The organism is Corallococcus sp. AB049A (assembly GCF_003668885.1).
Lineage (GTDB): Bacteria > Myxococcota > Myxococcia > Myxococcales > Myxococcaceae > Corallococcus > Corallococcus interemptor.
The window spans coordinates 1-17646 of sequence record NZ_RAWL01000043.1 but is presented as its reverse complement, the minus strand read 5'-3'; the positions used below and the strand labels follow the sequence as shown (position 1 = coordinate 17646).

Here is a 17646-nt window from a genome sequence, read left to right as displayed (position 1 = left end):
GTTCCCATGCGTCCCATCCCCCATCCGGTCCGGTCCCCCGGCCTCGTGCTCGCATGCCTGCTGGCGTGCGCCATGGGCTGCGCGATGTCCGACATGGGTGCGCCCTTCATCCAGGGAGGGCCGGCGGACAGCGCCTGCACGGTGGATCAGGACTGCGCGGATCCGGCGCTGTTCTTCTGCAACACCGCCCTGTCGCGCTGTGAGCCCGCGTGCCGCACGGACCTCGACTGTTCCGTGGAGCGCCGGGGCGAGCTCAACGCCATCATCGCCTGCGAGTCCTCCGCGCTGGGCTGCCGCTGTGACGCCAGCCGCTGCATCCCCGCCCTCTGCACCGGCGACGGTGACTGCGAGGACGGGAAGGTCTGCGGCGACGGCGTCTGTAGGCCTCCTCCTCCGGCGTCCAGCGCGGCGGCCTGCCGCGTGGTGCCCGCGCGCGTCGTCGCGCCCGTGGGCACCACCCAGCGCTTCGAGGCCTGGGTGACCGATGCCAAGGGCCAGCCCGTCGTCCTGCGCGACGGGCTCAGCTGGTCCGCCGTGTCGCCGCAGGTGAAGGGCGGAGGCTCGGGCTCCGGAGCCACGTTCACGCTGGACGCGGCGGGCGTGGACGTGGAGGCGGTGGAGGCCCGCGTGGGCGCGGTGTCCTGCCGCGCGAGCGTCACGGTGCTGCCTCCGCACACGGCCGCGGGTCAGGTGCGGGTGGTGGTGACGGACGGGCTCACGGGCTACCCCATCGAGGGCGCCAGGGTCGTGGTGGCGGACGCGCTGGGCAGCACGACGGCCCGCGAGTCGACGGACGCGCGGGGCGTGGCCGTGCTCGCGGCGCTGAGCGACTCGACGGTGTCCGTCTTCCACCCGGACTTCGGCTACCTCACCGTGGCGAACTACGACATGGGCGGCACGCGCGACCTCCGGTTGCCGCTGCGCCGCAACCCGAGGGACCTCGAGGGCGGGGTGCACACCGGGTTCTCCAACTTCGAGCTCCCGGGGATGAGCAGCGCGCTGTCCATGGGGTGGGCGGGGCTGTCCGTGCCCGGGCTCCTGTCGGAGGCCGCGCCCTACCAGGCCCAGGGGCCCAACAAGCCCATCGAGCTCAGGCAGGGCGGGACGGTGCGCGCGTTCGAGATGCCCTCCAACATCTGGGTGAGAGGTCTGGACGTCCGCTCGGAGATCGTGGCGGTGCCGGGCATCGCCGGCGAGTGTGACGCGGCGATCGAGGATGGAACGGATCCAGAGACGGCCATGCGCACGGGGCGCTGTGGCACGCGGACCGCCTGGGCCCTCACCGCGCAGGCGCCGACCGGCGAGCTTCCCGCGGGGATGATGGATCCTGCGACGGATCCGCTGCTGCTCCTGGCGCGCGCGCTGCCGCAATCCGGGCGGTTCTTCTCCGCCGTCCAGCGCGACGCGCGGTTCCCCCTGGTTCCGCGCGTCGACGGGGGGTATCCCCCTGCCAGGCCGCTCACGTCGCTGGACTTCCGGCAGGTGCCGCTGGCCTTCCCGTTCGTCGTGCGCGTCCCGCCGCTCCCTCGCTATCGGGACGGCTACCTGTCGCGGGCGCTGGTGATGGGCTCGGTGAGCGCGCCTGGACGGGGCATGGTGCCGCTGGGCCTGGGCGCCGCCGTCAACGACAGCCCGGTGGATACGAACACGGACACGCAGCCCCTGCTGTCCACGCCGGGCCTCGTGCGCGTGCGCATGGCGCCGGCCCATCACGGCCTGGAGGGGCAGGCGTACCGGTTGATGGCGCTCGCGTCGTCAGGGGTGCTGGGCGGCTGGGCGCCCACGGGCCTGGCCACCAGCGCGGTGATGGCCCCCCTGGACGCGCTCCGCTTCGATCCGGAGGGACTGGAGCCGGTGACGCTCGCGGATGCGTTCCTCCCCATCCCGGAGGGCGCTCGCTACAACGCGGACGCGTCGCCGTGGAACGGCCTGCTGTCGCGCGAGTGGCGCATGTCCGCCCTGGTGCCGGGCGCGACGCTCGTGCGCGCGGTCTTCACCGACAAGGACTTCCATCGCTGGACGGTCTGGGTGGATGGCCGCCGCGCCGTCACCGGCGTGCGCCTGCCCGTGCCGCCCCCGGACCTGGAGGACCGCACCTTCCAGGGCGACATGCTGGGCTCGCGCGCGTCGCTGTCGGTGGAGGCGCTGGCGGTGGCCACGCCCGAGGGCCGCTCGCTGAGCCTCTCCGCGCTGGCGGAGTCCGGGGGCCTGGCCCCCGAGCCGCTCGCCGCGACGGTGCGCGCGACGTCCACGCTGAACCAAGGCCGGCCCCAGGTGGCGTGGGTTCATCCCGTCCAGGGGTCATCCGTGGAGCGCGGCGCCAAATTGATCCTGTGGGTGGATGGCTTCCGGGTGGGAACGGATACCGCCAACGGCGACGAGGGCGAGGTGTGGGTCACCTTCAGCGGCGGCGGCCCGGAATGTGACCCGGCGGTGACGCGGATCGACTCCGTCCAGCGCCATGGCGAGGTGTCCTTCTTCCTGCCCACCTCCTGCTCTGGATTCGTGAGGATGGAGGCGTCGCTGAGGGACCCGCTCGGCAGGCCGCTGAAGCCCGCCGTCAGCGCCGGCAGCGCTCTGCTGGTGAAGTGACGCACCGGGTGTCAGGGCACCTGCGACCTGGAGGGGCACCCGTTCCGGCCGTGAATTCGCTTTCGCGATTTGCGCGGTGGTACGTTTGCCTTCGCCATGGGCCAGAAGGAGACGGTCGTCACCGTCATCTCGAAGATCTCCGAGCGCCCCGTCAACCTGGACGCGGCGCTGGTGGTCATCTACGGCCTGGACCTGGGGCGCAAGTACGACCTGGCGCGCGAGGAGACGCTGATCGGCCGGTCGTCCAAGGCGGACATCCAGATTGATCAGGAGGCGGTGAGCCGCAACCACGCGCGCATCACCAACACCACCAAGGGCGTGCGCATCGAGGACCTGGGGTCCACCAACGGCACGTTCGTCAACGACGACGTCGCGTCGTCCGCGCGGTCGCTGCACAACGGCGACCTGGTGAAGATTGGCCGCACCATCTTCAAGTTCATCGCGGGCGGCAACATCGAGGCGGCGTACCACGACGAGATCTACCGGCTGACCACCATGGACGGCCTCACGCAGATCTACAACCGCCGCTACTTCGACGAGCAGCTGGACCGGGAGCTCTCCCGCAGCCGCCGCTACGAGCGCGTGCTGTCGCTGGTGATGTTCGACCTGGATCACTTCAAGGACGTGAACGACACCTACGGGCACCTGGCCGGGGACTCGGTGCTCAAGCAGCTGGCGTCCACGGTGCGCACGCGCATCCGGCGCGAGGACGTCTTCGCCCGCTACGGCGGCGAGGAGTTCGGCCTGCTCCTGCCGGAGATCAACCTGGGTGGCGCGCGGCAGCTGGCGGAGAAGGTCCGCAAGCTGGTGGAGCGCCAGCGCTTCGAGTTCGACAAGCAGGTCATCCCCGTCACGCTGTCGGTGGGCGTGGCCACGCTGGAGCCGCACCACCGCGAGCCCGCGGATCTGGTGCGCACCGCGGACGAGCGCCTCTTCGAAGCGAAGAGCCAGGGGCGCAACCGCGTCTGCGGCTGACGCCCCCGAAGTCCTTGCGTCCCCTTCAGCCCGTGAACACGGAGCGGCGCTCGCGCAGCAGGGCCTGGAGCATGCCCTGGATGGACTCGCGCGTGCGCTCGGTGAGCCGCTGCACCTCGCCCAGGTCGTCCGCGGACTCCGGCGCCAGCCCCTCCATGGTGATGGGCTCGCCGAAGCGGATGGTCCACTTGGCGGGCAGCGGGCCCGGCGCGGTGAGCGGCAGGGACGGGAACCCGAGGAAGCCCCCGGGCAGGCGGCCCAGCAAGGGAGACGTCTCCTCCGCGCCGACGATGGCCACCGGGACGATGGGCGCGCCGGTGCGCAGGGCCAGCTTCACGAAGCCGCCGCGGCCGAAGCGCTTGAGCCGGTAGCGCTCCGCGAACGGCTTGCTCGCGCCCTGGTAGCCCTCCGGGAAGACGACGAGCGGCCGGTGCTCGTCGAGCAGCCGCAGCGCGTTCTCCGGCGAGGCGCGCACGGCGCCCAGGCGGTTGAAGAGGGTGCCGAGCATGGGCGCGTGGAAGACCTGATCCTCCACCAGCCAGCGCGACTCGAGCAGGTCCGGCCGCTCACGCTGGAGCGCCTGCGCCATCACGAGGCCGTCGTAGGGCAGGGCGCCGGAGTGGTTGGCCACGAGGATGGACGCGCCCCGGGGCACCTGATCCACGCCCTCCACGGAGACGCGCCAGTACTGCTCGTACAGGAAGTCCAGGACGGGCTGGAGGCTCTCCACCAGCCCCGCGTCCTTGCCGTACTCGTCCAGCCGGCTGCCGCCGCCGGTGCCCAGGCTGGTGCGCATGGCCTCCATCAGGCCGTGCATGGCGCCCATGGCGCGGCCCAGGCCTTCGCTCGCGAGCGCCTGGCCGGCGATCTCCTTCGCCAGGGAGAACATGCCCGCGGCGCGGCCCGCGAAGCCCGACGGCGCGGCGGGTTCCTCGGGGTGGTCGAAGGAGGCCTCGCCCTGTCCGGCTTCCTCCAGGCCGGGGTCCTCACCAGGGTCGCTCACGAGCGACAGGGGCCGGCGGCTGGGGGGCAGCTCGTCGTGGGATTCGTCGGGCAGCTCCACCTCCGGCTCCACGTCCGTGGGGGCGGCGCCCTCGATGATGGAGACGGAGATGTGCACGCCGTTCTCCTCCACGCGCTCGACGCCGGTGACCAGGTCGTCCTCGTCGGGGTCCATGGGCGCGGCCATGCCCTCCGGGTCGCGGCGCCAGGCGTCCGCGGTCCAGACGTCCCCGGAGTTCTCGGCGGGCGGCACGTCCTTCGGGTCGCGGCTCCAGGCGCCCGTGGGCCAGGCCTCTGCGTCCTCGTCCAGGTCGCGCGGATCGCGCTCCTCGTCGGAGGGCAGGGCGCGCTCCTCGAGGTCGCTGGCGTTGCGCTCCATGACCTCGTCCACGGCGACGCCCGCGGTGGCCTCGGCCACCTGGGTCGCGACGGCGGTGGCGACCTCCCGCTCGGACGCGTCGCCGTTGCCCTCGCCCAGCACCTGCCGCACGGCGGACTCGGCCACCTCGGCGACGAGCTCCGTCGCTAGGACGCGCTCGATGTCGTGCTCCGGCCCGTCGTGTCCCTCGAACAGCCCGTCCACGGCCGTCTTCGCGGCGGCCTCCGCCGCGTCCGAGGCGATGGCCTCCGTCAGGGCGCGGTCCACCTTGCGCTCACGCGGACGCGAGCCGTGCACCTCGTCCGCGAGCACCCGCGGCCGGGCTTCGTCGGCGGGGCCCGGCGTGGAGGGCTCGCGAAGGGGAGAGACCTCCTCGCCCGCGGGATGCGCGTCGTGTTCGTGCTTCGCGCTCCCCCGTCCGTTCGCGCGGGCCTCGAACTTGTGGACCTTGGCCGCGGGCGTCCTGGGCCCGGCGGAGGTCTGCTTCGCCTCCGCGGCCTTGCTGGCCCTGGGCGCCTTCGCCTGGGCGCCGGACCCGGACTTCGAAGCGCCGCCCTTGGCGCTCTTCGCCTTGCCCGCTGGCTTCGCGCCCTTGCCGCCCTTGGACGCCGCGGACTTCTTCGCGGTCCTCGCGCCGGCCGCGTCGTCCTTCACCTCGCCCGTGCGAGGCGCGGCGCCCCGCTGGAAGGGATCATTCCCGAGGACACCCTTGGTCATGACTGGCTCCTTCTGAGCGCCGAGGCGGCGTCCCTGACATGGTGGAGGGGCACGAACCCCAGCGCGGACTCGGCGCGCTCCCCGTCCGCGACCCAGGAGTAATGCATGTAGTCGAGCAGGGCCACCGGCAACGTGCTCGCCCCCACCACCCCGAGCGCGCGAAGTGCGCCACGAAACAACGGCCCCGGCAGTGGGAGCGGTTGCGCGCCCGCCTGCCGGATGAGCCCCGACAGGGGCAACACTCCCCGGCCCACGATGTTGAACTCTCCCGCCGCCTCCGCCCTCAGGGCCAGGTGCAGCGCCCGGCCCGCGTCCTCCTCGTGGATGGCCTGCCAGAGCGGGTCGAATCCCAGAAGCGTGGGCACCACCGCGTGCGACAGCAACCGCGTCGCCGGATTGTCCAGGCTGGGGCCGAGCAGGGGCGCGAACCGCAACACCAGCGTGCGGGTGTCGGGATTGCGCTCGCGGAACGCCCGCACCTGTCCCTCCACCTCCACCTTGTCGTTCACGAAGCGGCTGTGCGGACAGCCGAACAGCGGAGAGCCCTCGCGCAGCAGCGCCGGGTTGTTGCCCCGCGCCCCGTACGTGACCGTCAGCGACGGCACCACCAGCCGGGGCAGCCGCGCCCGGCCCACCGCCGTCAGCACGTTCATCGTGCCAATGACCTCCAGTTCGTGCGCCAGCGGGCCGTTGAGGATGGGCCCGAAGAGGAACGCCAGGTGGAAGAGGGCGTCCACGGGGCGCTCGGTGAGCGCGTCCGTCAGCTCGGCTTCCGCGTCGTAGCGGGTGAGGTCCACGCGGTGGAACTCCACCTTGCTGATGGGCGGGGGCTCCTTCGTGTCCAGCACGAGGATGCTCTCCACGCCGGGGTCCGCTTCCAGCCTCGGCAGCAGCAGCTTGCCGTAGTCGCCATTGGCGCCTGTCACCGCGATGCGCATCGGGCCCTTGCCTGCTCGGATCACTTCCATTCGCAGGGGCGGGTGTTAGCCCAGCCGTCCAGGAATGTCAGCCGAGTGCGCCAGTGATGTTCTGGACAACGTCATCCAGGTGGCGGAGGGTGGCTGATCGCCATGTCCCGAATCGCGCGCCTGAGCGACGTGCTCATCAACAAGATCGCCGCCGGAGAGGTGGTGGAGCGCCCCGCCTCCGTGGTGAAGGAGCTGTGCGAGAACTCGCTCGACGCTGGCGCCCGCACCGTGCGCGTGGAGCTGGAGGCCGGCGGGGTGGGGCGCATCACCATCTCCGACGACGGCCACGGCATGAGCCGCGCGGACGCCACGCTCTGCCTGGAGCGCCACGCCACCAGCAAGCTGCGCGAGCTGGACGACCTGTTCCACATCGACTCCATGGGGTTTAGGGGCGAGGCCATCCCCGCCATCGCCTCCGTGTCCCACTTCACGCTGCACACCGCGGAGCCGGACGCGCATGAGGGCACCAAGGTCACGGTGGACGGCGGCGGCCCGCCCACGGTGGAGGACGCGCCGCCCCGCGTGGGCACCGTCATCACGGTGGAGGACCTGTTCTACAACGTGCCCGCGCGCCGCAAGTTCATGCGCCAGGGCAACACCGAGCTCAAGCACTGCGAGGAGGCCGTGGTGCGCCTGGCGCTCGCGCACCCGGAGGTCGGCTTCTTCGCCTCGCACGAGGGCAACGAGCTGTTCTCCAGCCCCGCCAGCGGACACGACCCGCGCGAGCGCATCGCCGCGGCCCTGGGCCCCGCGTCCTTCGCGCACCTGTTCCCGGTGGAGGAGCGCCGGCTGGGCGTCGTCGTCACGGGCTACCTCGCGTCGCCGGAGTACACACTGCCCAACGCGCGCGGCCTCTACACCTTCGTCAACCGCCGCTACATCCGCGACCGCGGCCTCATCAGCACCGTGCAGCGCGCGTTCCAGGACTACCTGCCGGCGGGCCGCCAGCCGGTGGTGGTGCTGCACATCGACGTGGAGCCCGCCGCGGTGGACGTCAACGTGCACCCGCAGAAGATGGAGGTCCGCTTCGCGGACGCCCGGGGCGTGCAGGACGCCATCAGCGCGGCCCTCTCCCGCGTGCTGCGCGCGGCCCCGTGGCTGGGCTCGCCGGAGGAGCAGGCCGCGAACCCGCAGCCCCGCGACGCCGCTCACTACGCGCACGCCGTGGAGCGCTTCCTCACCCGCGCGCAGGAGGCCACCTGGGGCGCGCCGCTGCCCACCGCGATGGATGCCCCGGGCCCCGGAGGCTCGGGCGCCTCGATGCCCGCGCGCCCGATGACGCCGTCGTACTTCGGGCCGGGCGGCGGAGCCCCTGGCGGTCCGTTCCAGGCCCCGCCGGTGCCGGGCCGCACGCTCGGGTTCGGCGAGGCACAGCCGCAGCTCAACGAGGCGCCGCCTCCGGGCTACTTCGCGGCGCTGCGCCCCATGGGCCTGCTGGGCAGCCGCTTCCACGTCTGCGAGGGCCCCGGCGGCACGCTGGTGGTGCTGGATCCGCACGCCGCCCTGGAGCGCGCGCGCCTCACCGCGTACCTGCGCCGGCTGGAGGACGACACGAAGGCGCCGCCGCCGTCGCTGTTCGGCACCACGGTGGACCTGTCCCTGGCGGGCGTGAAGGCCCTGGTGGACGGGCGTGAGGCGCTGCTCAAGCTGGGCGTGGACGTGGAGCCCTTCGGAGGCACGGCGCTCGCGCTCAAGTCGGTGCCGGCGGGGCTGGAGGGCGTGGACCCCCGCGCGCTCCTGGAGGCCCTGTCGCGCGCGCTGCCCCCGCGCAGCGCTCCGCTGGACGTGACGAGCCTGGCGGAGGCCGTGCGCGTGATGGCCTGTCACGCCGCCCGCCGCGCGTCCTCGTCGCCGCTCACCGACGCGCAGCTGCGCGCGCTGTTGGGCGAGTTGGACCGCGCGGACTTCACCCCCCTGTGCACGCACGGCACGGTGGTGGTGCTGGAGATGCCGCTGCTGGAGCTGGAGCGGCGCGCTCGCTGAAGGCGGCTCAGGCCTTGGCCTTCGCCTCGACCTGGGCGCGCAGCGCCTCCTCCTTCGCGCGCAGCTCGCCGGTGGGGTCGCTGGGGGCGAAGTCCTCCGCGGAGGCCACCTGGCGGATCTCCACCTCGCCGTCCTGGAAGGGGATGCGGCGCGCCCAGGCGATGGCCTCCTCGCGCGACTTCACCTCGATGATCCAGAAGCCGGCGACCAGCTCCTTCGTCTCCGTGAAGGGGCCGTCCGTCACCGTGGTCCCCGTCTTGGAGAACTTCACGCGGGAGCCCTTGGAGCTGGGGTGCAGCCCCTCGCCCGCGAGCAGGATGCCGGACTTCACCAGCTCCTCGTTGAACCTGCCCATCTGGGTCAGCTCCTCCGTGGTGGGAAGCCGGCCGGTCTCGCTCTCCGGGGTCGCCTTGACGAGCATCATGAAGCGCATGGGGGTGTCTCCTGGAACGTCGGGTTCAAAAGGGCGACGAATGGTAGGGCGCGAAATCGACACGGTGGGGACGGGCCGGAAAATTGACGCGGCGGGTGCCCCGGCTACGGTGTGCGACACGCCTGTAGCACCGGGAACCACGCCTTGATGCTTCGCCGTCTGCCGCTCGTCCTCGCCCTCGCCGCCGCGCCCGTCTCCGCCCTTGCCCAGGAGGACGGCGACCTGGGGGGCCCGCCGGCTCCCACCAACCTGGATGGCGTGGGCCGCATCACCGTGCTGGCCGGCTACCGGCTCACCTCCAACGACACGCTCCAGGACGCCTGGCACGGCGCCAACGGCCCGAGCAACGGCCTGGAGCGCGCCCCGATGTCCTCGGGGGCGCCCGTGGGCGTGGCCACGTTCGCGTACGCGATGTCGGACCTGGTGGAGGTGGGCATCGACCTGTTCGGCACCGCCCAGAACCTGCACCTGACCGAGCCCGGCCCGGATGGCCCTGTCATCCGCAAGGCCAGCACCGTGTCGTACGGCGCGCTCATCGGCCTGCGCTTCCAGGGCGTGCTCGACATCGGCCCGCAGGGCCTGGTGCCCTACGCGGGCATCCTCACCGGGCCCACGGTCATCTCTTCAACGCGCGAGGGCTCGTCCATCCAGGAGCGGGTCTCCCAGGCCTGGGTGGGCTCGCTTGGCGGCACGCTCCGCCTGTCCGCGAACTGGGGCATCACCGCCGAGTACCGCTTCACCTTCCTGCGCGGCCCCGTCGAGTCTCCGGATCCGAAGAAGCCGGGACCCTTCAGCTTCAGCCACGGAGGCAACTGGTTCGCGCTGGGTGTGACCTACGCGTTCGCGCCGGATCCGTCCCGTCCCCTGAGCTCGTTCTAGAGCCTCGGGAAAGTTCCAACACAAGAGCAGGCGAGCGCGAAGGAAGCGGGGACTCCGGGGAATGGTGCGCACCAAGGGCCCTGTTGGGGAGCGACAAAAGAACCCGCCCCTCATCCCGGAGAGTCCCCTAGCATGCGTGAGTCGGCCGAAGTCATTTCCGGTCCCAGGAAGATGTCCATGCCCCCCTCTGAACAGCCGAAGACTGACCTCGACAAGGAACTCTCCGAGCTCCGCCGCGAGGTCATCGAGTCGCGCAACCTCGTCATCAAGACGGACAACCTGCTGAAGAACCTCCACGCGGAGGTGAAGGCGGTTGGCAAGCGTCACGAGGACTTCCAGAAGCGGCAGTGGATCTCCTCGGCGGTGGCCTACGCGCTCTTCGCGATCCTGGCGGTCGGTGGCGCGGTGCTGGTGAACGGCGCGCGCAGCTCCAGCAACACCAACGAGCGCGAGCGGCTGGAGAAGCAGGTGGCGGACCTCTCCACGCAGCTGGAGAAGCAGCGCGCGGACACCACGGCGCACCTGACGGCCCAGCGCGCCGCGGGTGAGGTCTACAAGATGATGACCACGCTGCCGGGTGACGAGCGCCTCAAGGGCATCGACGCGCTGGTGAAGCTGGACACGCAGAAGCTGTCCTCGCTGGAGCGCCAGGCGCTCAACGACCGCGCCGCCATCCTGCGCCGCGAGACGGGCGACGCCGCCTTCGAGCGCGGGAAGATCGCCTTCCGCAAGAACGAGATGAACGCCGTGGTGGAGGACCTGTCGCGCTTCCTGGCCATGAACCCGCCGGAGGCGGACGCGCTGGACGCGTCCTTCTTCCTGGGCACCGCCTACAACCAGCTGCGTCAGCACGACAAGGCCGTGCCGCTGCTGGCCCGCTTCGTGGAAGGCGACAAGAAGTCCAAGACGCGTGACTACGCCATGCTGCTGCTCGCCCAGTCGTACCAGGAGACGGGCGCCTTCGATAAGGCCGCGGACACCGTGCGCGACGCGCTGGCCACGTACCCGGCCACCCAGTACCTGACGCAGTTCCGTGGCCGCCTGAGCTCCGCCAAGCGCGCCGCCGCCGGTGGCTCGGACGCCGCCGCGGTGCCCGCCGCCGCTCCGGCCGCCGCGCCCCAGGCCGCTCCGGCCGTGGGCGCCCCCGCCGGCCAGTAGCAGCCCCCAAGCCGTCGCCGTCCGGACGGTGCGCAAGGGAAGCATTGCCACCCGGGGTCCAGGGTCGTAAGACCTGGACCCCGTGTCCGTTCCAGACCCTCGGAAAGATCCCCGCTTCCGCGTCTACCGTGGCGTCGCGTACGCCATCCACATCACGCTGGCCACGCTGGTGTCGGCGTGGCTCATCTGGAACGTGGGCCACTCCGTCGCGGCCATGACGCCCGAGCGCCCGCCGTCCGTGACGCCGCCGCTCACCGTGCGCGAGTGCCTGGACGCCGCGGACGCGCACTGGAAGGACCTGGAGTCCGAGCGCGAGAAGCTGGTGCACGTGCTGCCCGCCCGCAAGGTCGACCAGGAGTGGATGCGCTTCCGCACGGACTGGCTGACGCGCGTGCGCAAGTCCGAGTCCGAGTGCGCCCTGGAGTCGAGGGATCCGGCGCGCGTGGAGCTGCGCTCGGTGTTCCGCCACCTCACGCGGGTGCAGGACCTCTACACCATCCACGCGGTGCAGTACGCGGGCGAGGTGGGCGGCGCGGTGGACGCGCTGCACGCCGCCTTCGACACCGCGCGCCGCAAGGACAGCGGCCGCTAGGCCTTCAGCGCGTGGGCAGCACGGTGGAGTAGCGCCCCGTGCTGTCGGACACCGTCTGCGCCAGCAGCAGCGACTCCGGCCGTCCCGCCACCGTCACCACGCGGAAGAAGCGCACGGACGCGTTCGCCGCGATGCCGTCCGGCGCCACCTCGGGGTCCGGGGGCAGGGTGATGCGGCCGCTCAGCGAACGGCCCCGGGACAGCGTGAAGGCGGCCAGCGGCAGCACGTCCGTCCCGGCGTTGCCGGCCGGCACGCTGACGAAGCGGCTGACGCGCGGCAGGTTCTCCCCGGGCAGGAAGTCCAGCCGGTACTCGCCCGGGTCCAGGGCCAGCGAGAACTGGCCCTCGCTGTTGGTCGTCTGGGGGGACTCGAAGCCCAGGGGCGGCTGGGGCCAGCCCGTCAGCGCGCCCACCGGCTCCACGACGATGCGCACGCCCGACGCGGGGCCCGTGCCCTCCGGGTTCTTCACGCTGCCCGTCACCGTCATGCGCGCCGGGCACGTCACGTCGTCCAGCGCCGTGTCCACCGCCGCCACCGTCACCGGCTGGAGCGTCAGGCGCGAGGGCGAGCCAGGCGGCGGGACGATGACCAGCGTGAGCGGGGACTCCGCGACGCCGGGCCGGGACTGAAGCTGGTAGCGCCCCTGCGCGTCCGTCAGCACCGGCACGCCCTGGAACGTGCCGCCGCCGGCCACTCGGCCCTGGAGCGCCACGCGCGCGCCCGCCATGGGCGTCTGGCCGTTGGACTCCAGCACGCGGCCCGTCACCTTCACGGCCGCGCCGGGGTTGCCCAACTCCAGCGGGGAGGTGAGGGGCTCGGACGGGTCCACCACGAAGGTCTTCCGGGGCATCAGGTCCGCGGCGTCCACGGGCGCGGCGCGCAGGAGCACCGTGGCGCGCTGGGCGTCCGCCCGGGCGAGCACCAGCTGGAACGCGCCCGTGTCGCGGGCCACGCGGGCGCGCTGGGACAGCGGGCGCAGCGACTCATCCAGCGCCTGCACCTCCATGTCCGCGTCCACGAGCGCCGGGCCCTGGAGCACCAGCGTCCCCGACAGCGTCACCACGTTCGGGGCGGTGGGCAGCTCGAACGTCACCGTGCCGCCCGTGGCGGGGTCCACGGAGGCGGTGCGCGACAGCGGCGGCAGGCCCGGGTCCAGCGGCGTGAGCGTCACCGTGTAGTCGCCGCTGCCCACGGGCAGGGCCCACGCGCCGTCCTCCGGGGAGAGCGTCGTCTCATAGCGCCGCGCCACGCCCGGGATGAGGCGGCTCTCGCCCGTGGCCAGCAGGTGGACGGGCGCGCGGTAGGGGATGGAGGCCAGGCCCCCGTCCGGCGTGGCCATGGTGCCGCGAGACACCTCGCCCCTCAGGCGCACGGGGCTGAACAGCTCCAGGTTCTGCTCCGCGCGCAGCCGGTCCACCGGGAAGTCCTGCGCGAGCAGGCCCGCCTTGGGCAGGGGCTCCACCTCCACGACGATGTCGCCGCCGGGGTTGCCGCAGCCGTCCACGAAGCACACCTGGCCCGGGGCGCACTCCGCGTCGGAGCGGCACACCAGCTGATCCGGCGGAGGCTCTTCTTCCAGGAAGCCACACCCGGCCCCGGTCAGCCCGAGCGCCAGCGCCAGGGCCCGGCGCGCGCGCGTCACTGGCAGTCCCCCGCCACCGTGTTCACCACCCACGAGTACGAGGTGACGAAGCCCGGGTTCTTCACCACGCCGCCGTCCGCGAGGAACACCTCCTCCGGCGGATCCGGCTGGCGGTTGGTGAGGTGCCGGTCCGTGACGAGCGCCTCCACCAGGTGGATGCCCGGCGGGGCCAGCGGGTTGTTGGCCGAGCGCAGGTCCATGCGCAGCGTGCCGCGGTCGTCACGGCGGGGCTGTCCGGTGTTGGCGAGGACGATCTGCCGGTAGTAGCCCGAGGGGTAGGACGGGTTGTAGTCCACGTACCACTCCACGGTGATGCGGTCGTCCACGTCCAGGTCTTCCACCACCACGTTGAAGTCCTGGACGCAGCTGCCCACACCGAAGGCGCGCAGGATGCGCTCCGAGGGCTCCACCTGCTCCTCCATGATGCGCGGCGGCCGGTTGCGGAACTGGGGCACGCTCTCCAGCAGCGCCTCGTCCTGGGGGATGAGGCACCCGGAGCCCGTCGCGATCGCCGCGAGCCCCAGGGCCGCCACGAGCGGCTGGAGGATGCCGCGGGACTGTCGCGTCACGTGACGGTGCATGGCGTGGCTGGAGGGCAACCCTATAGCAGTTCCTCGTTGTCGTCCGGGGGAAGCGGACCGCCCGTCTTCTCCGCCTCCAGCTTCTCCAGGTGGCGGAAGATGGTGCGCGGATCCACGCCCAGGTCCTTGGCCGTCTTCGTCCGGTTGCCGTTGTTCCGCGCCAGCACCTCGTTGATGTAGCGCTTCTGGAACTCCTCCTTCGCCTGGAGCAGGGGCATGATGGGCTCCAGGTTCTCCGGCTTGAGGTCCAGGTCGTCCGCGCCCAAGAGCGGCTTGTCCGCGAGGACGACGGCCTTCTTCAGGCGGTTCTCCAGCTCGCGGATGTTGCCCGGCCAGCCGTACTTCTTCATGGACACGGCGGCCGCGGGCGTGAAGCCGCGCGCCTTGGAGTTGAACTCGCGCGCGTACTTCTGGAGGAAGAAGCGGCCCAGGACGATGACGTCCTCGCCGCGCTCGCGCAGGGGCGGCAGCTTCACGGTGACGACGTTGAGCCGGTAGTAGAGGTCCTCGCGGAACGTGTTCCGCTTCACCTCTTCCTCCAGGATTTTATTCGTCGCGGCCACCACGCGGATGTCCACCGGCTCGCCGCGGTTCTCACCGACCTTGTAGACGACCTTGTCCTGGAGCGCGCGCAAGAGCTTCACCTGGAGCTGGAGCGGCATCTCGCCGATTTCATCCAGGAAGAGGGTGCCGCCGATGGCCGCCTGGAACTTTCCGGGCCGCGTGGCCACCGCGCCGGTGAAGGCGCCCTTGGCGTGGCCGAACAGCTCGCTCTCCAGCAGGTTCTCCGGGATGGCGCCGCAGTTCACCGTGATGAACGGGCCCTTGGTGCGCGGCGAGCGGCGGTGGATCTCCCGGGCAATCAGCTCCTTGCCCGTGCCCGTCTCACCCGTGATCAGCACGGAGATGTCCGTGGGCGCGATCTTGTCGATGCGCTTGTACACGTCCCGCATGCCCTGGCACGCGCCCACGATGTCGCCGTAGCGCTGGTCCTCCAGCTTGCGGCGCAGCTCCGTGTTGTCGAGCTTCAGGTCGTTCACGAGCAGCGCGTTCTGCAACAGCAGGGACGCCTGCGCCGCGAACACGGTGAGCATGTCCAGGCTCTTGGGCTCGAAGCGGTTCACCAGCCGGTCGTTGCCCACGTAGAGCACGCCGAACAGGTCGCCCTTGTGCATGACGGGCACGCACATGACGGAGTGGACCTTGAGGTTCACCACGGACTCGCTGGCCTTGAACTCCGGCGCGTCCAGCGCGTCCGCGACGATGATGGCCTTCTGGTCCTTCACCACCTTGGCGATGATGGAGTCGGACAGCTTCTCCACCGCGTCCTCGATGTTCTCCCGGGCCACGTTGCGCGCGGCCTTCACGCGCGGCTCGCCGCTCTCCATCAGGATGAGGAAGCCCTTGTCGGCGCGGGTGACCTCGATCGCCTCGTCCAGCAGGCTCTCCAGGATGCGGTCCACGTCGTAGCTGCCGAACAGCCGCTCGCTGAAGGCCGTCAGCCGCTTGAGCAGGACGAGCTCGCGGCCCACCACGCCGGGCAGCTCCGCCGTGTGCGAGTCCGACGACGCGGTGGCGGCGGAGGGCAGGGGCACCTCGCGCTCGGGCACCTCGCGGCGCACGGGTTCGCGGGGGGCGTCCTCGCGGGAGAAGGTCAGCTCGGTGCCGCCCACCTTGACCACGTCGCCGGTGGACAGCGCGTGGTTGTCGCGGCGCTTGCCGTTGACGTGGAAGGTGGCGCCCAGGCTGCCCACTTCGTAGCGGGTGCCGTCGAAGGTGACGTGCAGGGCGCTGGCGGGGACGTTGGCGTCCTCCAGCGGCACGTCGTTGTCGGATCCCCGCCCCAGGCTGGTGATGCGCTTGAGCAGGGAGACCGTGCGGACCTTTCCATCGGGGGTGCGGACGGTGAGGCTGGCCATGGGCGGGGTCGGGCTCTTCGGGTGACTAGAACGTGAGGGAGAAGCCGGCGCCCAGTCCACTGCGGGTGGAGTACAGCCGCATGCGTGGCGACGCGGCCTGGGAGACGGAGGGAGAGGGCTTCGGTTCGGGGCGGGACTCGACGGTGGTGCTGGTCACCACCTGGTCCTCGTGGTGGTAGACGGCGTCCACCACGCCCAGGGCGTAGACGGTGTAGAAGCCGGTCGCGGACGCGAGCCGGAGGAACTGCCAGGTGTCCGCCTGCCGGGCGCGGTCCGTGGGGATGAAGCGCACCGGGATGGACGCGCGGCCGTCCTCGTCCAGCACGTTGTCCAGGTTGATGAAGCGCTCCTCGAAGAGAGAGTCGTACGCGAAGAACGCGATGATGCTGGTGATGGCCATCACGCCCTCGGTGGCGGCGAAGGCGATGCCCATGCCGTTGCGGCCCTGCTGGAACTGGCCGGCCCCGAAGGGGACGAAGTTGACCAGGAAGTTGCGCTTCTCCACGGTGCGCACGGTGACCTGGCGGGCCAGTTCCTCCGCGCGGCGGCGCTGCGTCTCCAGCGCGACGCGCTCCTGTTCACGGCGCTCCTGTTCGGCCTTCTCTCGCTCCAGGCGCAGGCGCTGCTCCTGGCGGAGGAAGTCGCGCTCGCCGGACATCTGGTTCTTCAGGTCCTCGAAGTAGGCGACGGCCGGGGGCGGGACGACGAAGGGGTCCAGGCTGAAGTCCGGGTCCAACCGGAGCACGGCGCGCAGGTGGCGCTCGGCGTCGTCCGTCTTGTTGAGGTTGAAGGCGGACAGGCCCGCGAGCTTGTGCAGCTCCACCAGGTCCTCTTCCGGCAGGTCGCCCCGGTCGATGCGCTGACCGGCGCGCTCCAGCACCTCCGCGTACTTGCCGTACTCGAACGACGAGCGCAGGGCCGCGACCTCCGGATCCGCGCCAATGCCCGTCTGGGCGCGCGCGGACGCGGGGCCCAGCAGGGCCAGCAGGAGACAGGCGAGTAGCAGCGGACCGCGGCTCATTCGGGCGCCAGGCTCCCGCGCAGGGTGGTGGGCTTGCCGGGCTCCAGCAGCACGACGCGCTTCTCCGTCTTGTAGCCGGGGGAGGAGATCTCCACCTCCACGCGGTGCTGGAAGCTGGCGGGGCCGCGCGGGGAGCGGATGTCGAAGGGGTGCTGGAGGCTGTCGTGCGCGGTGCGCTCCACGTCGCCCACGCGCACGGTGGCGTCCTGCGGCTGGTAGTCCATGGAGAGCTGCGAGGCCTTCAAGAGCGCGCGCAGGCGGAAGACGTTCTCCCGGTCCGGCCTCACGTCGATGGTCTCCGTGGCGTCCTCGCAGTAGCCGCAGGAGACGGTGATGGTGTGCGGGCCCGGGGTCAGGTGCACGTCGTGCTGCGAGAGCTGCTGCGTGCCTGCGGGCCCGTCATCCACGCGGATGGAGCCGTACGGACGCACGAGGATGGACACGGGGACCTTGCCGGTGCGGGCGTGCCTGGCGTCGTCCTGCGGCTCCACGCTGGCGACCACCAGGGGCGGCCGCGACGGCGTGCGCTCCGGACGCGGAGGCGTGTCGGTCTCCCGGACCGGCGTGGACGTCCCGGTGCCGCCCATGCCTTGCGCGCCGGCGGGACGCGGGCCCGTGGGAGCGGCCTCGACCGGGACCGGAGTGGTGGTGTCAGCGGGAGGAGGGGAGACCTTGGGAGGACTGTCCGGAACCTGCGCGGGCTTCGTGCCGGGGTCCTGCACACGCGGAGCCGTCGCTTCCACTGCCGGCGTCTCGGGCGCGTGCGCGTTCATCCGGTACACCTGCCAGCCACCCAGCCCCAGGG

General features: G+C 71.8%; 13 protein-coding genes and 1 pseudogene. 6 read left to right on the top strand and 8 right to left on the bottom strand.

The features are described from left to right. Positions 1-6 precede the first annotated feature (6 nt). On the top strand, positions 7-2592 hold the full coding sequence (locus D7X55_RS07250) for a carboxypeptidase-like regulatory domain-containing protein (protein WP_121722627.1): 2586 nt from the start codon (positions 7-9) through the stop codon (positions 2590-2592). A gap of 96 nt (positions 2593-2688) precedes the next feature. Next, on the top strand, positions 2689-3567 hold the full coding sequence (locus tag D7X55_RS07245) for a GGDEF domain-containing protein (RefSeq protein WP_120547560.1): 879 nt from the start codon (positions 2689-2691) through the stop codon (positions 3565-3567). 25 nt (positions 3568-3592) lie between these two features. On the opposite strand, the gene D7X55_RS07240 is transcribed toward D7X55_RS07245, so the two are convergent. Beyond that, on the bottom strand, positions 3593-5665 hold the full coding sequence (locus D7X55_RS07240; RefSeq protein WP_121722626.1) for a 1-acyl-sn-glycerol-3-phosphate acyltransferase: 2073 nt from the start codon (positions 5663-5665) through the stop codon (positions 3593-3595). Beyond that, complete coding sequence (locus D7X55_RS07235) at positions 5662-6633, bottom strand: SDR family oxidoreductase (protein ID WP_120547537.1); 972 nt, start codon at positions 6631-6633, stop codon at positions 5662-5664. The genes D7X55_RS07240 and D7X55_RS07235 overlap by 4 nt, the downstream gene beginning before the upstream one ends. Positions 6634-6735: 102 nt before the next feature. Here D7X55_RS07235 and mutL point away from each other — a divergent pair, with 102 nt between their 5' ends. Continuing rightward, entirely contained in the window at positions 6736-8616 is a 1881-nt protein-coding gene (gene mutL, locus D7X55_RS07230) for a DNA mismatch repair endonuclease MutL (RefSeq protein WP_121722625.1), read from the top strand. Between the two features lie 7 nt (positions 8617-8623). Here the strand turns inward: mutL and D7X55_RS07225 are convergent, their stop codons facing one another. Beyond that, entirely contained in the window at positions 8624-9049 is a 426-nt protein-coding gene (locus D7X55_RS07225) for a YciI family protein (protein ID WP_120547539.1), read from the bottom strand. Between the two features lie 147 nt (positions 9050-9196). On the opposite strand from D7X55_RS07225, the gene D7X55_RS07220 reads away from it, so the two are divergent. The 3 genes from D7X55_RS07220 (at position 9197) to D7X55_RS07210 (ending at position 11678) form a co-directional block, all read left to right on the top strand. Further along, a complete protein-coding gene (locus D7X55_RS07220) occupies positions 9197-9928 on the top strand; it encodes a hypothetical protein (RefSeq protein ID WP_120547540.1) in 732 nt (243 codons plus the stop codon). 132 nt (positions 9929-10060) lie between these two features. Continuing rightward, entirely contained in the window at positions 10061-11086 is a 1026-nt protein-coding gene (locus tag D7X55_RS07215) for a tetratricopeptide repeat protein (RefSeq protein WP_407921759.1), read from the top strand. 82 nt (positions 11087-11168) lie between these two features. Next, the gene (locus tag D7X55_RS07210; RefSeq protein WP_199746886.1) at positions 11169-11678 is read left to right on the top strand and encodes a hypothetical protein; all 510 of its coding nucleotides are present in this window, start codon (positions 11169-11171) and stop codon (positions 11676-11678) included. 4 nt (positions 11679-11682) lie between these two features. On the opposite strand, the gene D7X55_RS07205 is transcribed toward D7X55_RS07210, so the two are convergent. From D7X55_RS07205 to D7X55_RS07185, 5 genes and pseudogenes are all read right to left on the bottom strand, one after another. Beyond that, the gene (locus D7X55_RS07205; RefSeq protein ID WP_233609657.1) at positions 11683-13320 is read right to left on the bottom strand and encodes a carboxypeptidase regulatory-like domain-containing protein; all 1638 of its coding nucleotides are present in this window, start codon (positions 13318-13320) and stop codon (positions 11683-11685) included. Further along, complete coding sequence (locus D7X55_RS07200) at positions 13317-13889, bottom strand: hypothetical protein (RefSeq protein WP_306437712.1); 573 nt, start codon at positions 13887-13889, stop codon at positions 13317-13319. Before D7X55_RS07200 ends, D7X55_RS07205 begins: the two co-directional genes overlap by 4 nt. A 32-nt stretch (positions 13890-13921) precedes the next feature. Next, positions 13922-15820 (bottom strand): sigma 54-interacting transcriptional regulator, encoded by a 1899-nt coding sequence (locus D7X55_RS07195; protein ID WP_120547543.1) that lies wholly within the window; start codon positions 15818-15820, stop codon positions 13922-13924. A gap of 25 nt (positions 15821-15845) precedes the next feature. After that, positions 15846-16841, bottom strand: coding sequence for a hypothetical protein (locus D7X55_RS07190; protein WP_121722623.1), 996 nt, complete (start codon positions 16839-16841; stop codon positions 15846-15848). Next, positions 16838-17646, bottom strand: a pseudogene (locus tag D7X55_RS07185) (serine/threonine protein kinase); the annotation flags it as partial. The gene D7X55_RS07190 and the pseudogene D7X55_RS07185, both read right to left, overlap by 4 nt.

Bases quoted from the DNA above. Each gene is read 5' to 3' on its own strand.
- D7X55_RS07195 (WP_120547543.1), bottom strand. From the start codon at position 15,820: ATGGCCAGCCTCACCGTCCGCACCCCCGATGGAAAGGTCCGCACGGTC.
- D7X55_RS07225 (WP_120547539.1), bottom strand. From the start codon at position 9,049: ATGCGCTTCATGATGCTCGTCAAGGCGACCCCGGAGAGCGAGACCGGC.
- D7X55_RS07250 (WP_121722627.1), top strand. From the start codon at position 7: ATGCGTCCCATCCCCCATCCGGTCCGGTCCCCCGGCCTCGTGCTCGCA.
- D7X55_RS07215 (WP_407921759.1), top strand. From the start codon at position 10,061: ATGCGTGAGTCGGCCGAAGTCATTTCCGGTCCCAGGAAGATGTCCATG.
- D7X55_RS07220 (WP_120547540.1), top strand. From the start codon at position 9,197: ATGCTTCGCCGTCTGCCGCTCGTCCTCGCCCTCGCCGCCGCGCCCGTC.
- D7X55_RS07235 (WP_120547537.1), bottom strand. From the start codon at position 6,633: ATGGAAGTGATCCGAGCAGGCAAGGGCCCGATGCGCATCGCGGTGACA.
- mutL (WP_121722625.1), top strand. From the start codon at position 6,736: ATGTCCCGAATCGCGCGCCTGAGCGACGTGCTCATCAACAAGATCGCC.
- D7X55_RS07245 (WP_120547560.1), top strand. From the start codon at position 2,689: ATGGGCCAGAAGGAGACGGTCGTCACCGTCATCTCGAAGATCTCCGAG.
- D7X55_RS07240 (WP_121722626.1), bottom strand. From the start codon at position 5,665: ATGACCAAGGGTGTCCTCGGGAATGATCCCTTCCAGCGGGGCGCCGCG.
- D7X55_RS07190 (WP_121722623.1), bottom strand. From the start codon at position 16,841: ATGAGCCGCGGTCCGCTGCTACTCGCCTGTCTCCTGCTGGCCCTGCTG.